This is a genomic window from Neorhizobium turbinariae, from assembly GCF_023223505.1.
In the GTDB taxonomy this organism is placed as follows: domain Bacteria; phylum Pseudomonadota; class Alphaproteobacteria; order Rhizobiales; family Rhizobiaceae; genus Neorhizobium; species Neorhizobium turbinariae.
Genome location: NZ_JALPRY010000032.1, coordinates 1 through 20,311 on the forward strand (window position 1 = coordinate 1; position 20,311 = coordinate 20,311).

The 20,311-nt window shown below is 61.9% G+C and carries 17 protein-coding genes; 5 read left to right on the forward strand and 12 right to left on the reverse strand.

The features are described 5' to 3' along the window. Positions 1-486 precede the first annotated feature (486 nt). On the forward strand, positions 487-3,987 hold the full coding sequence (gene dnaE / locus M0654_RS21410; protein WP_248684833.1) for a DNA polymerase III subunit alpha: 3,501 nt from the start codon (positions 487-489) through the stop codon (positions 3,985-3,987). Positions 3,988-3,999: 12 nt separating this feature from the next. Here the strand turns inward: dnaE and M0654_RS21415 are convergent, their stop codons facing one another. From M0654_RS21415 to M0654_RS21430, 4 genes are all read right to left on the reverse strand, one after another. After that, entirely contained in the window at positions 4,000-5,343 is a 1,344-nt protein-coding gene (locus M0654_RS21415; RefSeq protein WP_248684834.1) for a L,D-transpeptidase family protein, read from the reverse strand. 119 nt (positions 5,344-5,462) lie between these two features. Then, complete coding sequence (locus M0654_RS21420) at positions 5,463-6,746, reverse strand: DNA polymerase IV (protein ID WP_248684835.1); 1,284 nt, start codon at positions 6,744-6,746, stop codon at positions 5,463-5,465. Between the two features lie 94 nt (positions 6,747-6,840). Then, the gene (locus M0654_RS21425; protein ID WP_248684836.1) at positions 6,841-7,485 is read right to left on the reverse strand and encodes a hypothetical protein; all 645 of its coding nucleotides are present in this window, start codon (positions 7,483-7,485) and stop codon (positions 6,841-6,843) included. Between the two features lie 2 nt (positions 7,486-7,487). Next, positions 7,488-7,796, reverse strand: a complete 309-nt coding sequence (locus M0654_RS21430; protein ID WP_248684837.1) for a DUF3572 domain-containing protein — start codon at positions 7,794-7,796, stop codon at positions 7,488-7,490. Positions 7,797-7,927: 131 nt separating this feature from the next. Here M0654_RS21430 and M0654_RS21435 point away from each other — a divergent pair, with 131 nt between their 5' ends. From M0654_RS21435 to M0654_RS21445, 3 genes are all read left to right on the forward strand, one after another. Further along, complete coding sequence (locus M0654_RS21435; RefSeq protein ID WP_007765577.1) at positions 7,928-8,299, forward strand: response regulator; 372 nt, start codon at positions 7,928-7,930, stop codon at positions 8,297-8,299. Between the two features lie 16 nt (positions 8,300-8,315). Continuing rightward, positions 8,316-9,686: a PleD family two-component system response regulator gene (locus M0654_RS21440; RefSeq protein WP_248684838.1), complete on the forward strand. Its 1,371-nt coding sequence runs from the start codon at positions 8,316-8,318 to the stop codon at positions 9,684-9,686. 104 nt (positions 9,687-9,790) lie between these two features. Then, positions 9,791-10,120, forward strand: a complete 330-nt coding sequence (locus M0654_RS21445; RefSeq protein ID WP_248684839.1) for a hypothetical protein — start codon at positions 9,791-9,793, stop codon at positions 10,118-10,120. A 346-nt stretch (positions 10,121-10,466) separates the two neighbouring features. Here M0654_RS21445 and rpmG read toward each other — a convergent pair whose 3' ends face one another. From rpmG to topA, 6 genes are all read right to left on the reverse strand, one after another. Then, on the reverse strand, positions 10,467-10,634 hold the full coding sequence (gene rpmG / locus M0654_RS21450; RefSeq protein ID WP_118849298.1) for a 50S ribosomal protein L33: 168 nt from the start codon (positions 10,632-10,634) through the stop codon (positions 10,467-10,469). An 88-nt stretch (positions 10,635-10,722) separates the two neighbouring features. Continuing rightward, positions 10,723-11,907, reverse strand: a complete 1,185-nt coding sequence (locus tag M0654_RS21455) for an MFS transporter (RefSeq protein ID WP_248684840.1) — start codon at positions 11,905-11,907, stop codon at positions 10,723-10,725. Positions 11,908-11,917: 10 nt separating this feature from the next. Beyond that, entirely contained in the window at positions 11,918-12,574 is a 657-nt protein-coding gene (locus tag M0654_RS21460; protein ID WP_248684867.1) for an NUDIX hydrolase, read from the reverse strand. Between the two features lie 32 nt (positions 12,575-12,606). After that, a complete protein-coding gene (locus tag M0654_RS21465) occupies positions 12,607-13,077 on the reverse strand; it encodes a DUF983 domain-containing protein (protein WP_248684841.1) in 471 nt (156 codons plus the stop codon). Positions 13,078-13,079: 2 nt separating this feature from the next. Further along, positions 13,080-15,350, reverse strand: coding sequence for a ribonuclease R (gene rnr, locus M0654_RS21470; protein WP_390921040.1), 2,271 nt, complete (start codon positions 15,348-15,350; stop codon positions 13,080-13,082). A gap of 89 nt (positions 15,351-15,439) precedes the next feature. Then, positions 15,440-18,094 carry a type I DNA topoisomerase gene (topA, locus tag M0654_RS21475; protein ID WP_248684843.1) on the reverse strand — a complete coding sequence of 885 codons (2,655 nt, stop codon included), beginning with the start codon at positions 18,092-18,094 and terminating at the stop codon, positions 15,440-15,442. Between the two features lie 243 nt (positions 18,095-18,337). On the opposite strand from topA, the gene M0654_RS21480 reads away from it, so the two are divergent. After that, entirely contained in the window at positions 18,338-18,544 is a 207-nt protein-coding gene (locus tag M0654_RS21480; RefSeq protein ID WP_248684844.1) for a hypothetical protein, read from the forward strand. Here the strand turns inward: M0654_RS21480 and dprA are convergent. Together dprA and plsY are read right to left on the reverse strand one after the other, a co-directional pair. Beyond that, positions 18,524-19,669 (reverse strand): DNA-processing protein DprA, encoded by a 1,146-nt coding sequence (gene dprA / locus M0654_RS21485; RefSeq protein WP_248684845.1) that lies wholly within the window; start codon positions 19,667-19,669, stop codon positions 18,524-18,526. The two genes, M0654_RS21480 and dprA, sit on opposite strands and share 21 nt — an antisense overlap. A gap of 15 nt (positions 19,670-19,684) precedes the next feature. Further along, entirely contained in the window at positions 19,685-20,302 is a 618-nt protein-coding gene (plsY, locus tag M0654_RS21490; RefSeq protein WP_248684846.1) for a glycerol-3-phosphate 1-O-acyltransferase PlsY, read from the reverse strand. Positions 20,303-20,311 lie beyond the last annotated feature (9 nt).

Here is a 20,311-nt window from a genome sequence, read left to right on the forward strand (position 1 = left end):
CCAAGTCGCAAACAAAAACCGCCGAACGGGGCGCTGAGAGGTGTCGCTTATACATTAAATTACGAGGCAGCTTTCAGCGCCCCGTCCGATCCTCCAGCCAGTCGGAGGATGAACAAAACGAAATGCCGGGGATCGCCAAGGGATGAATCCGTCTGTGCAACGACCATTAACCTCTCGTTCACCAGCAGAGCGAGGAAATCGAGGATCTATGTTCCCGTTCTGTTCTTCTGTTGACTCGCGAACCTAAAGAGAACAAAATAAAAACATAAAGAGCCAAGGGAGACGATAATGACTGACCTGATCCGTGACATCGCCGCTTTCGCCTCGATTGCAACCTTCGTTGCCAGCCTCTCGATGATCATGATGGCGATGTAATCATTGCCTCGCTCGCCGGCGACGAAAGCCGTTGATGAGCGATAACGAAACTAGACTCTGCCTGCCCCAAGTCCGACAATGGCGCGATTCATGAAGCAGGCAGCGACTTAGATGGCAGAGACGGCGGCAACCATATCGGAACCGGAAGGATTGGGCGCTTCGCCCCACTTCGTTCACCTGCGTGTCCATTCCGCCTATTCGCTTCTTGAAGGCGCGCTGCCGCTCAAGAAGATCCTGTCAAAGGCCGTCGCGGACAATCAGCCCGCGATCGCCGTTACCGACACAAACAATCTCTTTGTCGCGCTGGAATTTGCCCAGAAGGCGATCGGCGAGGGGCTGCAGCCGATCATCGGCTGCCAGATGTCGATCGACATGCAGGACCAGACCGACGAGCGCCGGTCGAGCCACCAGCAACTCGCCAAGCTTCCGGCGATCGTCCTGCTGGCCGCAACGGCGGCCGGTTACGAGCGGCTGGTCGACCTGGTGAGCCGCGCTTATCTTAGCGGCGAGGGAAGCCATCAGTCGGTGCATATCTGCCACTCCTGGCTGGAAGAGGGTGGCGCTGAAGGCTTGATCGCGCTGACGGGTGCTGCAAGCGGCCCGGTCGACATGGCGATGAAGGAAGGCAATGCCACGCTTGCCACCGCGCGGCTCCTCAAGCTGAAGCAGATCTTTGGTGACCGGCTTTATGTCGAGTTGCAGCGTCACGGGTCCTATGACCGTCGCCACGAGCACAAGATGGTGACGCTTGCTTATGACCATGACCTGCCGCTGGTCGCCACCAACGAAGCCTTCTTCCCGTCCAAGGCGGATTACGAGGCCCATGACGCGCTGATGGCGGTCGCCCATAACGCGATCGTCTCCGATGACAGCCGTTTCCGCCTGACGCCGGACCACTACCTGAAGAGCCGTGAGGAAATGGCAAAGCTGTTTGCCGATCTTCCCGAGGCGCTCGACAACACGGTGGAGATTGCCCGCCGCTGCTCCTTCGTGCTGAAGACGCGCAGCCCCATCCTGCCGCGCTTTACCGGTGCCACCGATGATGCGGCGGAGGCCGAGCGCGCCGAGGCGCAAGAGCTTCGCCGCCAGGCAGTCGAGGGCCTGGAGAAGCGGATGGCCGAACTTGGCATCAGCCCCGGCTTCACCCATCAGGACTATCGCGAGCGCCTCGACTTCGAACTGTCGATCATCGAGCGCATGAAGTTCCCGGGCTACTTCCTGATCGTTTCGGACTTCATCAAATGGGCCAAGAGCCAGAACATTCCTGTCGGCCCGGGCCGCGGTTCGGGTGCTGGCTCGCTCGTCGCTTATGCGCTGACGATCACCGACGTTGATCCGCTTCGCTTCTCGCTGCTGTTTGAACGCTTCCTCAATCCGGAACGCGTTTCGATGCCCGACTTCGATATCGACTTCTGCCAGGACCGCCGCGAAGAGGTGATCCGCTACGTGCAGCAGAAATACGGTCGCGAACAGGTGGCGCAGATCATCACCTTCGGATCGCTGCAGGCGCGCGCCGCCCTGCGTGACGTCGGTCGCGTGCTCGAAATGCCCTATGGCCAGGTCGACCGGATCTGCAAGCTCGTGCCGAACAACCCCGCGAACCCGACGCCGCTGTCGAAGGCGATCGAGGACGAGCCGAAGTTCCAGGAGGAGATCGAGAAGGAGCCCGTCGTCGGCCGCCTGCTCGACATCGCCCAGAAGATCGAAGGTCTTTACCGCCACGCGTCGACCCACGCGGCCGGCATCGTCATCGGCGACCGTCCCTTGTCGAAGCTCGTGCCGATGTACCGCGATCCGCGGTCGGACATGCCTGTCACCCAGTTCAACATGAAGTGGGTCGAGCAGGCCGGCCTGGTGAAGTTCGACTTCCTCGGCCTGAAGACGCTCACGGTATTGAAGACGGCAGTCGATTTCTGCCGCAAGCGCGGCATCGAGGTGGATCTCGCCAAGATCCCGCTCGACGACAAGAAGACCTACGAGATGTTGTCGCGCGGCGAAACCGTCGGCGTGTTCCAGGTGGAAAGTGCCGGCATGCGCAAGGCCCTCATCGGCATGCGCCCGGACTGCATCGAGGACATCATCGCGCTCGTGGCGCTCTATCGTCCGGGCCCGATGGAAAACATCCCGGTCTACAACGCCCGCAAGCACGGCGAGGAGGAGATCGAGTCGATCCATCCGATGATCGACCACCTGCTCAAAGAAACCCAGGGCGTTATCGTCTACCAGGAACAGGTCATGCAGATCGCCCAGGTGCTGTCGGGCTATTCGCTCGGCGAAGCCGACCTGCTGCGCCGCGCCATGGGTAAGAAGATCAAGGAGGAAATGGACAAGCAGCGCGCCCGCTTCGTGGAGGGCGCGGTGAAGAACGGCGTGTCCAAGCCGCAGTCCGACCTGATCTTCGATCTGCTGGCGAAGTTCGCGAACTACGGCTTCAACAAGTCGCACGCCGCGGCCTACGCCATCGTCTCCTACCAGACGGCCTACATGAAGGCGCATTACCCGGTCGAGTTCCTGGCCGCGTCGATGACCTACGATATGGCCAACAGCGAAAAGCTGAACGACTTTCGCCAGGACGCCGGCCGCCTCGGCATCGCGGTCATTCCGCCGTCGGTGCAGACCTCGTACCGGCATTTCGAGACCGGCGAAAACAAGATCTATTACGCGCTCGCCGCCTTGAAGGGCGTGGGCGATTCTGCCGTGGAACACATCACCGAGGTCCGCGGCGACCGTCCGTTCCAAAGCCTGGAGGATTTCTGCCTGCGGGTCGATCCGAAACAGGTGAACCGGCGTGTGCTGGAAAGCCTGATTTCGGCTGGCGCGTTTGATTGCTTCGGCATCGACCGTGCGAAACTGATTGGTGGCCTCGATCGCATCATCGGTTATGCACAGACCGCCCATCAGGAGAAGGCGAGCGGCCAGATGGGCTTCTTCGGCGCATCCTCCAGTACCGGCCCGGAAAAGCTCATCCTGCCGCCGTTCAATCCGTGGACGCCGTCGGAAAAGCTGATGCGCGAGTATCAGGTGCTGGGCTTCTACCTCTCAGCCCACCCGCTCGATTCCTACGCCAACATCCTTGCCAAGATGCGGGTGCAGACATTCGCGGAATTCTCCGTTTCGGTGAAGGCGGGTGCGACGGTCGGCAAGCTTGCCGGCACCGTTACCAGCCGGCAGGAGCGAAAGACACGCACCGGCAACAAGATGGGCATCGTCGCCTTCTCAGATTCGTCGGGCCAATACGAGGCGGTTCTGTTCTCCGAGGCGCTGGCGCAATACCGTGACCTTCTGGAACCGGGCAAGTCGCTGCTGATCACCGTGCAGGCGGAAGAGCGGCCGGAAGGCGTCGGCCTGCGCATCCAGACGGCGCAGTCGCTCGAAGAAAAGTCGGTGCAGATGCAAAAGGCGCTGCGGGTTTACCTGCGGGATTCAAGCCCGCTGCGCGCCGTCGCCCGCCATCTCAATGCAAGGGGTGATGGACTGGTCTCGTTCGTCGTCATCAAGGACGACGGCCAGCGCGAGATTGAGGTCGAGCTGACGGAGAAATACCGCATCTCGCCGGAAATCGCCGCGGCGCTCAAGGCAGCGCCGGGCGTGCTCGATGTGGAACTGCTCTGAGGCCAATCGGCCTCAGTAGAGGCCGATCATGCCGCGCCGGACTTCCTGGCGGGACTGGCGCACCGGCTGGACCTTGCGGACACCGGGCTCCTTGGTCGCCACGGCATTGACGGCGCGGGCAGAGGACTTGGTGAGGGTGACGAAGTCCGTGCCCTTGCCGGTTTCCGGGCCAATGCCTTCGTCATTGATGGTCACCGACGTACCGTCGGTCATCATGCTCTCGATCTGCTCGCGGACGTCGGCGGGGATATCGATACGCTCCCAGATTTGGGCCGCGGTGCTCTGGTCCTCGACGGTGATGCCGAGCCGCTTCTTTGTCGCATCGGAAAGCGCGTGCGGCAGGCTGACCGCCGTCCATTCCGCGCTCTCGGCGCTGCGATCGATCTTGTCGACCGCGAAGAAATGCGTGCCAAGCGCGATCTCGGGATTCTTGATGCCGACAGGTGCTTCGAACATCGGCTGGAAGTTGCGACGGACCATGATCTGGCCGGCCGGGGGCTTTTCCTTGCCGGCCGCTTCATAAAGCGAGTCGATGAACTGTGCGCTGAGCAGTCCACCGCCAGCTGGCACGCCCTTCCAGCGCTTGAACCCGTCGATCGCGCTGCGCGTCAGCGGCCCGAGGTATCCGTCGGAACCGCCGGTATCGAAACCCATCTCCTGCAGCAGATGCTGGACGTCGATCAGCATTTCCCGGTCGCCGCGGCGGGTGATGAGGATGCGCAAGGGCGGACCATCCGTCTCAGCTTCCAGTTCGGGTTTGTCAGCCGGATGCGAGAACGTCGGGTTCTCCGGGCGCATGTTCATGGCAACTTCCGCCTTCTTCGACACATCGATCGCCTGGGCGCGAAGTTCCACATCCGTCAGCAGCGGACCTTTGGGCAGGGGCTTGCGCGGCATGAAGAGATTGGCGCTCTCGATCCGTTCGGGAGCGACAGGCGCGTCGGAAACGATGACATGCGCGCCGCGCTCGGTCATGTCGAAGAGCGACTTGGCGAAGGCGCCGGGCATGCGGATGCAGCCGTGGGATGCCGGGTAGTTCGGCACTACACCTTCGTGCAGCGCAATTCCGGACCAGGTCAGCCGCTGCATCCAGGGCATGGGTGCATTCGAATAGATGTTCGATTCGTGATACTTGCGCTTCTCCAGGATCGAGAAGATGCCGCTCGGCGTCGTATGCCCGGCCTTGCCGGTCGAAACGCGGGTTTTGGTGACGACCTGGTCGCCGTCATAGACCACCATGGATTGCTTGTCCTTCGACACCACGATCTGCAGCGTGCGGCCACCTGCGGCGAAGGCCCCGTGCGACAGCATGGTCGCAGATAATAAACCCAGTCCAAAAACCAGCGAACGCAACATGACGGACCTCATACGCAATACAAGGGCCGCATATTAGCGAATGAGGTTTAAGGAAGGTTTTCAGGATGAGGAAAAGCCGAGCATTTTGTCCGGAACAAAGTCACATTTCCTTGATCCCGTCAGCGCTTGCCGAAGGTATAGCCGGTCTCCACCGCTGTCTTCCCGAACTTGTCGCGGAGCCTGTCCATCGCTGCTTCGGCCGCCGCACGTCGGGTCGCCTGGAGATCCACGAGGTCTGCCGGGTCGGCCCGGGCAGGGTCGCAAAGGTCGGTAACGCCGATGCCGAGAAGACGGAACCTGGTGCCGTCGGTTTCCCGCTCCATCAGCGACAGGCCTGTGCGGAAGATGCGATCGGCAAGCTGCGTCGGGTCTTCCAGACGCTTGTTGCGGGTGCGGCTCTTGAAGTCCGACGTCTTCATCTTGAGAACCACAGTCTGCCCGGCGATGCCGTGCTTCTTGAGCCGCGTCGAGACCTTCTCGGACAGGCGACGAAGGATCGGCACAAGGTCATCATACCGGGAGATGTCGTCAAAGAAGGTGGTCTCGGCCGAGACGCTCTTGGCCGGATCATTCGGATGCACCACGCGATCATCGATGCCGCGCGACAGGCGGTAGAGGCGCTGGCCCATGGAGCCATAGCGGCGCATCAGGTCCGTTTCCTCCATTGTCTGCAGCTGGCCGATTGTGCGGATGCCGTCTGCGGCGAGCGTGGCGTTGAAGGCCTTGCCGACACCCCAGATTGTCGTCACCGGGCGGTTGGTCAGGAAGTCGAAGGCTTCTGCCTGTCCGATGACGGAGAAGCCGCGCGGTTTCTCCAGATCCGACGCCACCTTGGCGAGGAACTTGCAATAGGAGAGGCCGACCGAAATGGTGATCCCAAGCTCGTCCTGGACACGTTTTGCAAGCCGGGCCAGCACCCGCGCCGGAGGATCGTGATGCAGGCGTTCGGTGCCGGCGAGCTCAAGGAAGGCTTCGTCGATCGACAGCGGTTGCACCAGCGGCGTCAGGTCCAACATCATCTGGCGCACCTGCCGGCCGACGGTGGCGTATTTCTCCATGTTCGGCCGGATCACCACTGCGTCGGGGCAAAGCTCGAGCGCCTTGAACATTGGCATGGCGGAGCGAACGCCATTGATGCGGGCGATGTAACAAGCGGTTGAGACCACGCCGCGCTTGCCGCCGCCAATGATCACCGGCTTGTCGGCAAGCTCCGGATTATCGCGCTTCTCGATCGTCGCATAGAAGGCGTCGCAATCGATATGCGCCAGCGTCAGCCGGTAAAGCTCGCTGTGGTAGACGAGGCGAGGGCTGCCGCAGGCGCGGCACCGGCGCGCCTGAACCTTCTGCTCCACAAGGCAGTCTCGGCAAAAGCCAGGAGGCTCATCGGGCGCGGACGTCGGCATGGCAAGGAACAAAGGTTGAACTGCCTGACGTTAGTCCCGGCACCGACGCGACTCAAGGGGCATGTTGTGTCGTGCACACCTATAGCGGGTGCGATCAGCCGGATGCGATGTGGGCGCGGATGAGCTCGGCCGCATGCGGCCAGTCGGTGGCGCGCACGACACCTTCGCCGGGCTTCGGCGCCAGCTGATGCAGCGGCGAGTCGGGCATCATCTGCAAGAGCAGGCAGCCGTCGACGTGGTCGCGCACGGACTGGAGATTGTGGGCCATGTCGTCGATGAAGACAGAGGGCAGGGGACGCCCGGCGTGCAGCCGGTGCATGATGGGGCCTTTCGGCGCCTCGCTCGCCACCAGCGGGAAAGCCATGCTCAGCCGGTCGAGCAGCCGGCGGCGCTGGTCGCGATAGAGCGGCGGCATGGCGGTGAGAAACACGACGTCTGCATCAGTCGCGAGATCTTCAAGTGTCTCGACCACCAGGTCGAGTGGAACCTGCCAGTTCTCCTGGGCGTCGAAGAACCGCCGCACCAGTTCCTTCACCTCGCTCGCCTCCGCCTCCACCTGGTTGGCGATCGAGACGACGTTGCCGGTGAGCTTGAAGGACCGCGGGATCAGTTCATAACCCTCGTCGCGGAGAAAGTGCTGGAAGGGTGCTGCGAAATGCAACACCACATCATCGACGTCGCAGACGATGAGCGGCCGGTCGCGAAGCTCGACATGCGAGAGGTCCAGGATCTCGTCCATCTTCAGAAATCACCCGAGCCGAGGCCGGGGCCGGAATAATGGTGCCAGGCCGCGGAGACGGTCTCGGGCTTGGTGGCGGTTGCCTCGCAGAAGGCCAATAGCGTGGGCTCATGGCCCATCAGGAAGTCGATCATGCCGGCGAGGAAGCCGGGGTCATTCACCGCATTGCGCAACTGCTGCGGCTGCACGCCGGAGAGCGCCAGGAAGCGGCCAAGCATATCCGGCTCGTTCGCCAGCCAGCTCAGGATGGCCGCTGCCGTTTCTTCAGGGTCTGCCTGCTGTGCCCTGTCTTTTCCGATTTCGTGCCGCATTGTTCCAGCATTACCTCTTTTTCAACCAAATGGCTCTACCGTGACTTGAATGGAGCTCTGTGGATTCGGCCGCCCGGGAGCTTATATGCTGAAGGAACGCTTGCAAGGCGGGATTGAAGGAACGGATCGCCATGCCCAAACGGGTGATGATCGTCGAGGACAACGAGCTGAACATGAAGCTCTTCCGAGACCTGATCGAAGCGTCTGGATACGACACCATCCAAACCCGTAACGGGATGGAAGCGCTCGACCTAGCGCGCAAGCATCGGCCTGACCTCATCCTCATGGATATCCAGCTACCGGAAGTATCCGGCCTTGAAGTCACGAAGTGGCTGAAGGAAGACGACGAGCTTCACGTCATCCCGGTCATCGCTGTCACGGCCTTCGCGATGAAGGGCGACGAGGAACGCATCCGCCAGGGTGGCTGCGAAGCCTACGTTTCCAAGCCGATCTCCGTTCCGAAGTTCATCGAGACCATCAAGACCTATCTGGGCGACGCATGACATCGGAGCGAACCGAATGACCGCCCGTATCCTGGTCGTCGACGACATACCGGCCAACGTAAAACTGCTCGAGGCCCGGCTGCTGGCCGAATATTTCGACGTGCTGACGGCCGACGACGGCTACAAGGCGCTGGAGATCTGCGACAACACCCATGTCGACCTGATCCTGCTCGACATCATGATGCCGGGCATCGATGGTTTCGAGGTTTGCGAGCGGCTGAAGGCCAATCCGAAAACGGCGCATATTCCGGTCGTCATGGTGACGGCGCTTGACCAGCCGTCGGATCGCGTGCGCGGCCTGAAGGCCGGTGCCGATGATTTCCTCACCAAGCCGGTGAATGACCTGCAGCTCGTGTCGCGTGTCAAGAGCCTGGTGCGGCTGAAGACGCTGAGCGACGAGTTGCGCATCCGTGCCGACACAGCCAGCAACATTGCGCTCGAGGACATGCTGAAGGGGACCGATGGTCGTGACGAGGCGGCGCAGGTGCTGCTGGTCGATGGCCGCGCGAGCTCGCAGGAGCGGATCATCAAGGCGCTGAAACCAGTCGCTGGCGTCATCGCCATGTCCGATCCGCAGGCGGCACTGTTCGAGGCGGCAGAGAACCCGGTCGACCTGGTGATCGTCAACGCCAATTTCGATGATTACGACCCGCTGCGGCTTTGCTCGCAGCTCCGCTCGCTGGAGCGGACCCGCTTCCTGCCGCTATTGCTGGTGACGGAACTCGGCGCCGACGAGATGATCGTTCGGGCGCTCGACCTCGGCGTCAACGACTATATCGTTCGACCGATCGATCCCAACGAGCTGGTGGCGCGCGTCATCACCCAGATCAAGCGCAAGCGCTACAACGACCGCCTGCGGATGAGCGTGCGGCAGACCATCGAATTCGCCGTTACCGACGGGCTGACTGGCCTGCACAATCGCCGTTATCTCGACAATCACCTGAAGGTGCTCTTCAACCGCGCCGCGACCCGGGGCCGGCCGCTATCGGTGTGCATTACCGACATCGACCGCTTCAAGTCGGTCAATGACACCTATGGCCACGACTGCGGTGATGAGGTGCTGAAGGAGTTTGCGGCCCGCATTCGCTCGACGGTCCGTGGGGCCGATCTCGCCTGCCGTTATGGCGGCGAGGAATTTGTCGTCGTCATGCCGGATACGGACGCTCCAGCGGCCGCGGCGATCGCTGAGCGGCTGCGCAGGATGATCGAGGATCAGCCTTTCGTTTTGAAGAGCGCGGGCGTTTCGCTGAACGTCACCGCATCCTTGGGCATCGCATCCAACAGTTTTGGTGCAGAGACACCGGAGCAGTTGCTGAAACAGGCCGACAAGGCGCTTTATGAGGCGAAGAACGGTGGCCGCAACCGCGTCGTTGCCGCTGCCGCTTAAGAGAATCATTCAATTCTAAAATACGCAGTTTCGTACGGAAAAGCGCTGCGCCGCGTGCGAAACGTGCTATAAATCCCGCGCTGGCAGAAGTTTACCACTGATTTTTGATCCTCCGTGATCAGTTCTGGCGGGTGGTTATTCGTCAGATGATCATGGGAATGCCTCTGGTCAAACAGCGTCCGTTGTGCATTGCACTGCAGGCGGAGCATGTATTTTGCCGTTCCTCAAGCGATCTCCCTAAGACTATTTTCCTTCTGTCCTGTGCCGAGCGTGGCAACGAGCCGCGACTAGATTCAGGCGGCGGACGTAAAGTCTTGCGTCGGGATCCGAGGTGGGCAAATATAGCCACCGCCTGCGACAAGAAGTTCTTGAGTAAACTCAATTCCGCCGACGAGGTGATCGGCGCCTGCGCCGGAATCGCTGCGGCATTTTAACCAAGAGCAGAAGCAGGCATGGTATCGCATTAAGATTCTGTTGATTTTCTTTTTGTTTTGGGCGAATTTCACCTCAAGACAAGCCCCGCAAGGGGCGGAGATACCCCATGATGTTCAGGTCCGCCGCATCTCCTGGGTCGTGGGGTCGGTCGACTGGCAAGCATATCCAACGGTTCCTCGTGCCGTCTTTGCAAGCTGGTCGACCCCCATTCGAAAACGCCGCTTCCGTAAGGAGCGGCGTTTTCCGTTTGGGGACCAGTTGGACGGGGAGGCGGCTTAGATACAGCCAAAAGAAAAGGCGCCTGATCTTGCGATCGGCGCCTCGATCTTGTCCGAAGATCAAGTCTTACTTGATCTTGGTTTCCTTGAACTCGACGTGCTTCTTGGCAACCGGGTCGTACTTGGTCTTGGTCATCTTGTCGGTGAACGTACGGCTGTTCTTCTTCGTCACGTAGAAGAAACCGGTGTCAGCCGTCGACAGCAGCTTGATCTTGATGGTCGTAGCTTTCGCCATGGTATTCTGCCTCTGAGAAAAATGAAGCCGTGGACGCGTGAGGCCCACGGCGAAATCTGGCGCGAAATTACAAATCGCGCCCGAAAAGTCAACCTCGATTTGACCGGAAAAGCACGCGGCCAACGGAAACAACCACATAGAAGCCGAAGAACCCGGCCAGAGCCCAAGCAAATCCGTCATTGCCGCCGACATCCATGGCCGCACCGACCGCCTGCGGACCGGCGACGGTGCCGACCGCATAACAGAAGATGAAGGCGGCATTGGCGGCGGCGAGATCCGGGCCGCTGAGTCGGGCGCCGAGATGGGCCAGGCCGACGGTGTAAAGGCCGGAGACGCAGCCACCCCAGAAGAACAGGATGACGGCCATCAAGAGCCAATGCTCGATCAGGTAGGGCAGGGCGAGCGAGCCCAGCACGCCAAGCACAGCCATGCCGGCGAGCAGCGGGCGCCGGTCCTTCAGCTTGTCCGAGTAAAGCCCGAGCGGGATCTGGAAGGCCATGTTGCCGATGCCCATGACGGTGAGCAGCACGGCCGCCTGCGATTCGCTCAGCTGTTCGCGCAGTGCGTAGATCGGGAAAAGCGACAGGCCACCTGCCGAAACGGCGCCGAAGGCAAAGACTGCAGCGGTCGCGGTCGGCACCAGGAATATGTAGTGGAAGAAGTTGCGGTCCGGTTTGCTCTCGAGGACGGGGCTCTCGTTGCGGGCAATGAAGATCGGGATCAGGGCCAGCATGATGATGCCGGCACCCACTGTGAAGGGCAGGATGCCATCACTTCCCAGCAGCGAGAACAGCAGCGGCCCTAGCGCAAAACCCACGGCCAGCACTGTCGCATAGATCCCGAGCACCAGGCCGCGGCGTCGCGGTGGGGCAGCCTCGTTGATCCAGAATTCCGACAGGATGAAGAGGGTCGTGGTTGCGCCGTGGAAGGTGAAGCGCAACGGGAACCACATCCACAAGGCTTCGGCGAAATAGAAGCCGATGGCGCTGAGCGCCGAGATCATCACCGCCACCATCATGGTGCGCGCGACGCCGAAGCGATGGGCAAACTTGGTGGTGATGGGTGCTGCCAGCATCGACGCGATGCCGGCCATGGCGGCGTTGAGCCCGATCAGGGTCGATGGAATGCCGCGCTTTTCAAGGATGATCGAGAGCAGGGGCAGCCCAAGCCCGATGGCGATACCGACCGCACTGATGGCGGACGTGGCGGCAACCAGCGACGGCCAGTGGATCTTCTCGACAAAGCCGTTCGAGTCCGTCGTCGGCTGGGGCATTCCCTGTTCCTTACAGTCGGCTGCGGATGAAACGTCCGCGTCGCATGAAGTAGAAGTTGACCGGGCTGCCGAACGGCAAGGAGGGCTCGTCGGCTATGAGATCCCTCACATCCTCCAGCACCCGCGTCGTAATCGCCGGGAGTTTCAGACTGGAAAGCTCACGGATGTCAAGCCAGCGCAGGTCCTGCAACTCATCTGAGTCGGCAAGATGGCGCAGGTCAAAGCCGCATTCGTCGAGGAAGGCGAGAAAGAAACGGGTGTCGAAACGGCGGACATTGCCGGGCGGAGTGATGGCACGCGCGACGTAACGAAGCCTGGAGAGATCGGTGCCGGTTTCCTCGGGGAAGGAAAGTCCGGTTTCCTCGCGAAGTTCGCGCAGGGCGGCGAGTGCCAATGCCCGCGCGCGGGCAGTCCCGAGACGGGCGGAAGCGCCGGTGAGCAACCGGTCGAACACCCGCGCATCGAGATCCTTGGAAAATGGCAGGGAATGGTCGCGTGCATCGCGGCGGCCGCCGGGAAAGACATAGACATTCGGCATGAAGACATGCGCGCTGCCACGACGGCCGACCAGCACCCGGTGAGCGCCATCCGATCGATCAACCAGCAGAAGCGAGGCTGCGTCCCGTGGCCGGACACCCGGAACGCGGGCATGCTTGAATTCGTCCATGGCAGACGGAACGTGTTCCTCGCCGTCGGAGGTCATCCACGCGTTCCGTCCCGACGCGGCGGCAGTTCGAACACGCCGTCCTCGTCGCCATGGCCGCCGAAGCCGTGCATGCGGTTCGCCCACTGCAGGCCGATCACCGCGCCTTTGATCGGCTGGATAGAGACGAGTGCCGCAAGCACGGACAGCGGGCTCCAGATCGCCAGATGCACCCATGGGGAGAGCGTAAAGAGGAGGTCGGACGCCATGTAGCCGGCCATCAGCACGTGGCCGACAACAAAGATTACCAGATAGGCCGGCAGGTCGTCAGCGCGATGGTGATGCATGTCTTCGCCACATTGGGCGCAGGAATCGACGGGTTTCAGGAAGGCACGGAAAAGCCGGCCCTGGCCGCAGTTGGGGCAGCGGCCAAGCATGCCGCGCTTCATCGATCGCAGCAGCGGACGGGGGTTCTCGGCGTCGGCGCCAAATCGCACCGTGCTCCTGTCGGTTTGTGGCACTGACATTCTTACCTCCTGCGGCCGCGGGGCGGACGGGTGCCGGGTTTGGCGCGCCCGGATGACCGGTCACGTCTCCCTGACTTGTGGAACGACCGGACTGCCGTCGGCATCTTCTTGCCTTCGCTCAGCATCTCGAACTGCAGCGCGCCGGCAAGCGGTATCGCCTGCTTCAGCCGCACTTCGACGCTGTCGCCGATCTGGTATCCTAGCCCGCTCTTTTCGCCAGAGAGCGCCTGGTGCGCCTCGTCATAGATGAAGTAGTCGTTTCCAAGCGTCGAGATCGGGATGAACCCGTCGGCCCCATAGGTCGGCAGCGAAACGAACAGCCCCGCCTTGGTGACGCCGGAGACGCGGCCTTCGAAGTCTTCGCCGATGCGCTCTGCCAGATGATGCGCCACCAGCCGGTTGACGGTATCGCGCTCGGCGGCCATGGCGCGCCGCTCGAAGGTCGAAATCTCCGCGGCGATGTCATCGAGCTGCGCTTCTTCATCCGGCGTGATGCCACCTTCACCGAGACCCAGCGACCCGACCAGCGCACGATGCACGATGAGGTCCGCATAACGCCGGATCGGCGAGGTGAAATGCGCGTATTTCATCAGGTTGAGGCCGAAATGGCCGATATTGTCGGGGCTGTAGATCGCCTGGCTCTGGGAGCGCAGCACCATCTCGTTGACCATGACCTGGTGAGGCGTGCCCTCGGCCTGCGACAGGATGCCGTTGAACGAGTTGGAACGCATCTGGCCGCCCTTGGCCATGGAGATACCGAGCGTCGCCAGGAACTCCCGCAGCGTTTCCTGCTTGGCGAGGGACGGCGCGTCGTGGACGCGATAGACCAGAACCTGCCGCTTCTTTTCAAGCGTTTCAGCAGCAGAGACGTTGGCCTGGATCATCATCTCTTCGATGAGCTTGTGGGCATCCAGACGTTCCGGAACGAAGACGCGGTCAACGGTGCCGTCTGGCTTCAGCAGGATCTTGCGCTCCGGCATGTCGAGCTCGAGGGGCTGGCGACGGTCACGGCCACGCTTGAGGATGCCATAGGCATGCCACAGCGGCTTCAGGATCGTGTCGAGCAGCGGGCCGGCCTTGTCGTCCGGCTTGCCATCAATTGCCGCCTGAGCCTGCTGGTAGGAGAGCTTGGCGGCGCTCTTCATCATGATGCGATGGAAGGTGTGGCTCGCCTTGCGGCCTTCCTTCGAGAAGACCATGCGCACGGCAAGTGCGGGGCGGTCCTCGCCTTCACGCAGGGAGCAGAGGTCGTTGGAGATGCGCTCCGGCAGCATCGGCACGACGCGGTCCGGAAAATACACGGAATTACCGCGTTTCAGCGCCTCGCGGTCCAGCGGCGAGCCGGTCCGGATATACCAGGAGACATCGGCGATCGCGACCGTGACGATCACGCCATCCGGATTGTCAGGCGACGGATCGAGTTCGGCATAAACGGCGTCGTCGTGGTCCTTGGCGTCCGCCGGATCGATGGTGATCAGCGGAAGGTCGCGCCAGTCCTCGCGTTTCGACATGGTGGCCGGCTTGGCGGCATCGGCTTCGTCCAGCACCTGCTTGGGGAAGATATGCGGGATGCCGTGGGCATAGATCGCGATCATCGAGATCGCCTTTTCGGAACCCACCGAACCGACAACGGACAGGACGCGTGCCCGTGGCAAGCCGAAACGGCTGGAACGAACGACTTCCGACTCGACGAGATCGCCGTCCTTGGCCTCGCCAAGATCGGTTGAATCGATCACCATCTCCTCGCCGCGCCGATCGATCGGCAGCAGGCGGATTTCGCCATCGGCGAGCTTGTGGACGACGCCGAGCGCGGCGCCGCGGCGCTTGTCGATGACCTTGATGACGCGAGCCGTATAGGCAGGGCCGGACCTATCCTTGTTGGGGAAGATCTTGGCGAGTACGCGGTCGTTGAGGCCGGCCGCCGGTGTCTTGCCCTTGCCACGGTTTTCCGATGACTGCCGGATCAACACCGCTGGTGCAGCACCGTTCTCATCCGGCCATTCACTCGGCCGGCCGATCAGTTCGCCGTCCTTGTCTCGGGTCGTGATGTCGAGCACCGTGACGGGGGGCAGGGCGCCCGGGCGCGTCAGCGACTTGCGGTTCTTGGTGAGGAGACCTTCCTCCTCGAGCGTGCGAAGCAGGTCCTTCAGTTCGACGCGCGTGTCACCCTTCAACCCGAAGGCCTTGGCGATCTCGCGTTTCGAAGCCTTGTCGGGGTTCTCCGAGATGAACCCCAGCAAGACTTCGCGCGGCGGCACGGCCCCATGGATAATCGCGGGCTTATCGCCCGATGCCGCGCCGGCTCCTCGTTCAGCACGCTCGGCGCGCTTCTGTTGACGTCTCGACCTGTCTTGCGGTTCTCTCACGTGTCCGTCTTCTTCGCCTTCGTAGCGGTCTTCTTGGCTGGCGCCTTTTTAGCGGGAGCCTTTGTCTTCTTCGTGTCTGCCGCAGCCTTGGTCGCCGTCTTCTTGGCCTTTGCCTTGGCAGGCGCGGCCTTGCCGCCCTTTTCAACAATAAGTGCCATGGCTTGTTCCATGGTCACCGATTGCGGATCCATGCCCTTCGGCAGGGTTGCGTTGATCTTGCCCCAGTTGACATAAGGACCGTAGCGACCGTCGCGAACGGTGACTGCGCCACCATCCGGATGGTCTCCCAGTTCCTTGAGCGCCGCCGGCGTGCCGCGGGTGCGGCCGCCTGGGCCCTTGCTCTGCTTTTCAGCAAGCACGGTCACCGCCCGGTTCAGACCGATCGAGAACACGTCCTCGACGCTTTCGAGGTTGGCGTAGGTGCCATCGTGGAGCAGGAACGGGCCATAACGGCCGATGCCGGCCGAGATCATCTTGCCGGATTCCGGGTGCTTGCCGACGTCGCGCGGCAGGCTGATGAGCGCGAGCGCCTTCTCGTGGTCGATATCTTCCGGTTTCCAGCCCTTTGGCAGCGAGGAGCGCTTGGCTTCCTTGCCTTCACCGCGCTGTACATATGGCCCGAAACGGCCCGAACGCAGCGTGATTTCTTCACCGGTATGCGGATCGGCACCAAGCGCCTTCGGCTCGTTCAGTCCGGCGGCTTCCGCATCCGCACCGCCCTCGGAGGAAAGCTGGCGGGTGTAGTTGCATTCCGGATAGTTCGAGCAGCCGACGAAGGCGCCATACTTGCCGAGCTTCAGCGACAGGTTGCCGGTGCCGCAGACCTGGCAGATGCGCGGGTCGCTGCCGTCTTCGCGCTTGGGGAAGACAAGCGGGGCGAGCGCTTCGTTCAGGGCGTCGAGCACGTTGGTGACGCGCAGTTCCTTAGTGTCTTCGATCTGGCCGAAGAAATCCTGCCAGAACTCCCGCAGGACCTGCTTCCAGTCGAGCTCACCGGCCGAGATCTTGTCAAGCTTTTCTTCAAGGTCGGCCGTGAAGTCGTATTCGACATACTTCGTGAAGAAGCTTTCGAGGAAGGCGGTGACGAGACGGCCCTTGGCCTGTGGCACGAGCTTGCGCTTCTCCGCCGTGACATATTCACGGTCGGACAGCGTCTTCAGCGTTGCCGCATAGGTGGAAGGGCGGCCGATCCCGAGCTCTTCCATCTTCTTGATCAGCGATGCTTCCGAATAACGCGGCGGCGGCTCGGTGAAGTGCTGGCTTGCATCCACCTTGCGCTTGTCGAGCTTTTCGCGCGCATTGATCGGCGGCAGGCGACCGTCCTCGTCGTCATCCTCGCCCTTTTCGCCTTCTTCGCGCTGGTCCATGTAGGCGCCAAGGAAGCCGTCGAAACGGACGACGGAGCCGACGGCGCGCAGGCCAGCCTTCTGGCCGTTGTTGTCGGCAAGGATCTCAACCGTCGTTCGCTCGATTTCGGCGGACGCCATCTGGCTGGCGATGCCGCGCTTCCAGATCAGGTCGTAAAGACGCTGCTGGTCGTGATCGAGATACTGGCGCACCTTGTCGGGCGAGCGGTTGAAGTCGGTCGGGCGGATCGCTTCGTGCGCTTCCTGGGCATTCTTCGCCTTGGTCGAATAGAAACGGGCCTTTTCCGGCAGGTAGCGCTGGCCGAACTGGTCGACGATCGCGTGGCGCGCACCTTCGATCGCTTCGGGCGCCATCTGCACCCCATCGGTACGCATATAGGTGATGAGACCGACCGTCTCGCCGCCGATGTCGACGCCCTCATAAAGCTTCTGCGCCACCTGCATGGTGCGCGAGGCGTTGAAGCCAAGGTTGGACGATGCCGCCTGCTGCAGCGTGGAAGTGGTGAATGGCGGTCCCGGATTGCGCTTTACCGGCTTTGCCTCGACCGTATCCACGGTAAAGGCAGCGCCATCGAGCAGCGCCTTCAGGCGGTTTGCATCCTCGCCATTCTTGATGCCGCGGTTCTGGAGGCGCTTGCCGTCGGCAGACACGAGTTTCGCTTCGAACTCGTCGCCGCGCGGGGTGCGCAGCAATGCGGACAGGTTCCAGTATTCTTCCGAAACGAACCGCTCGATCTCGTTTTCCCGATCGCAAACGAGCCGCAGGGCAACTGACTGAACGCGGCCAGCCGAACGGGCGCCGGGCAGCTTGCGCCAGAGAACCGGCGAGAGATTGAAACCGACGAGATAATCAAGGGCGCGGCGCGCAAGATAGGCGTCGACCAGCGGCACGTCGATATCGCGCGGATTGGCCATGGCATCGAGCACGGCCTTCTTGGTAATGGCGTTGAAGACAACGCGCTTCACCGGCTTGTCACCAAGGACGCGCTTCTTCTTCAAAAGATCGAGCACGTGCCAGGAAATGGCTTCCCCTTCGCGATCCGGGTCGGTTGCGAGGAAGAGGCCATCGGAGCCTTTCACGGCGTCCGCGATATCCTTCATGCGCTTTTGCGAGGAGGCGTCGACCTCCCAGGACATTTCGAAATCCTGGTCGGGGAGGACGGAGCCATCTTTGGCGGGCAGGTCACGCACGTGACCGAAAGATGCGAGAACCTTGTAGCCCGAGCCAAGATACTTGTTGATGGTCTTGGCTTTGGCCGGAGATTCTACGACGACAACATTCATTTTTGCTTCTCTGGAAATAGAGGCGTGCCCGGAGGCGGAGCTTCCAGGCGAAATCTTCGATCCCGACATGGAGGGCCTTTTGCCTGCGGTCAAGAGGCGCAACCGATTTTAGGGGGCTGAAGCGGCCGCAACCGGAGGGGGATCTGCAATTACTTGCAATTCTAAATAAACAACGTAGAGTTCGACTTGCGGATGGGTGAAAAATATTGGACGTAGCTTTCAATCCTCTCTCTAGGGTGATACATGATCCTTCGCAGCGAGATGACTGCCCGGCTTGAAGTCGAGCCAAGGGAGAATATTGCGTATATCAGGCAGATGCTGGGGGAGTTGCGGCAGGTGGCACTCGGGGAGGGCGCGGACATGCTCTGCTACCTGATCGAGATGGCCTATGTCGAAGCGGGAGACGTGCAGGCGGGTCGCCGTCCCCGATCAGTCTTCCATCGCGATTGACACCAGACCATTGGCGTGGCGGTGAAGCCGCCCGGCGAGATCGAGTTCCAGTAGCGCGAGATAAACGGACGATGGCGCCAAGCCCGTGTGGCGGATGATGTCGTCGATCTCAACCGGGGTGGGGCCGAGCGCCGAGGTGATCTTCATTCGGTCATCGTCATTGGGTGGCAGCATTGCGCTGGCGTTCTTGTCTGGCTCTTCGACAACGGGTGGCGCCGGCACATCGATCTCAGAGAGCGGCGCCAGCGCATCGATGACGTCGCGCGAACCGGTGGTGACGATGGCGCCCTGTTTCAGGAGACCGTTGGTTCCATGGCAGCGCGGATCAAGCGGCGAGCCCGGCACGGCAAAGACGAGCCGTCCGGCTTCTGCGGCAAGTCGCGCGGTGATCAGCGAACCGGAGCGCTCTGCGGCTTCAACAACAACGACGCCAAGCGAGATGCCGGCGATCAGGCGGTTGCGGCGTGGAAAGTCCCGCGCACGTGGCTCCCAACCGAAGGGCATTTCGCTGACGGCGAGGCCAACGCCATCGGTGATCTCGTCCAGGAGGGCGATGTTTTCCGGTGGATAGGGCTGGTCGAGACCGCCGGCAAGGACGGCAATGGTTCCGGTGTCGAGGCTGGCGCGGTGGGCGGCGGTATCGATGCCGCGGGCAAGACCCGACGTCACCGTGTAGCCGGCGCGTCCACATTCGCGCGCGACCGTGGCGGCGAACTTCGCACCGGCGATCGAGGCGTTGCGTGAGCCGACGAGCCCGACCGAAGGCTGCGTGGCGGCATGCAGGTTCCCCTTGACGGCGAGGAGTGGCGGCGCGCCATCAAGTTGGCGCAGCGCGGGCGGATAATAAGGTTCGCCGATGCCGATGAAGCGGGCACCATGCTTGTGGGCGGCTTCGAGTTCCCGTTCGGCCTCGGAGGCTGTGGCAATGCGGATAGAGCGCGTGGCGCCGCCGCGTGCCGACAGTTCCGGCAGCATGGCCAGCGCGTTTTCGGCGGAGCCGCAGTGAGTGATCAGGTCGCGGAAGGTGTGTGGCCCGACGTTGTCGGAGCGGATCAGGCGAAGCCATGAAATCCTCTGGCGGTCCGTCAGCGCAATTCCCGTCTGCCTTGCGCTGCCGTCTGCCATGGATGGGCTCCCGTCCTATCCCTTTTGGCCGATCTTGCTCTCGGTACCGGCCATCAACCGCCTGATATTGGCTTCATGCTTCCACCAGGAGATCACTGTCATGAGGGCCATGACAAGCGCGACCTTCGGCTGGTTCATGAACCACAGTACAACCGGGATGAGCAGAGTTGCAACCAGGGCGGAAAGCGAGGAATATTTGCTGATCTTAGCAACGAGAAGCCAGATGACGGCAAAAACCAGCACCATCAGAGGCGAGACGCCAAGCAGCGTGCCGATATAGGTCGCGACCCCCTTGCCGCCCTTGAAGCCGAGCCAGACGGGGAAGAGGTGGCCGAGGAAGGCGGCAAAGCCCGCAAGCAGGCCTGCTTCCTCGCCAAAAAGGTACCAGCCGATCAGCGCCGCAGCGGTCGCTTTGAGCGCATCGAGCAGAAGCGTCGCAGCCGCAAGCTCCTTGTTGCCGGTGCGCAGCACGTTGGTGGCGCCGATGTTTCCCGAACCGATCGAGCGAATGTCGCCGAGCCCGGCGGAGCGGGTCAGGATGAGGCCGAACGGGATGGACCCCAAGAGGTAACCCAGGATGAGGGCGCCCGCCGCGACGGGCAAGGTGATCTGCCAGTTCAGAAGCTCGTTCAAGCGGGTCTC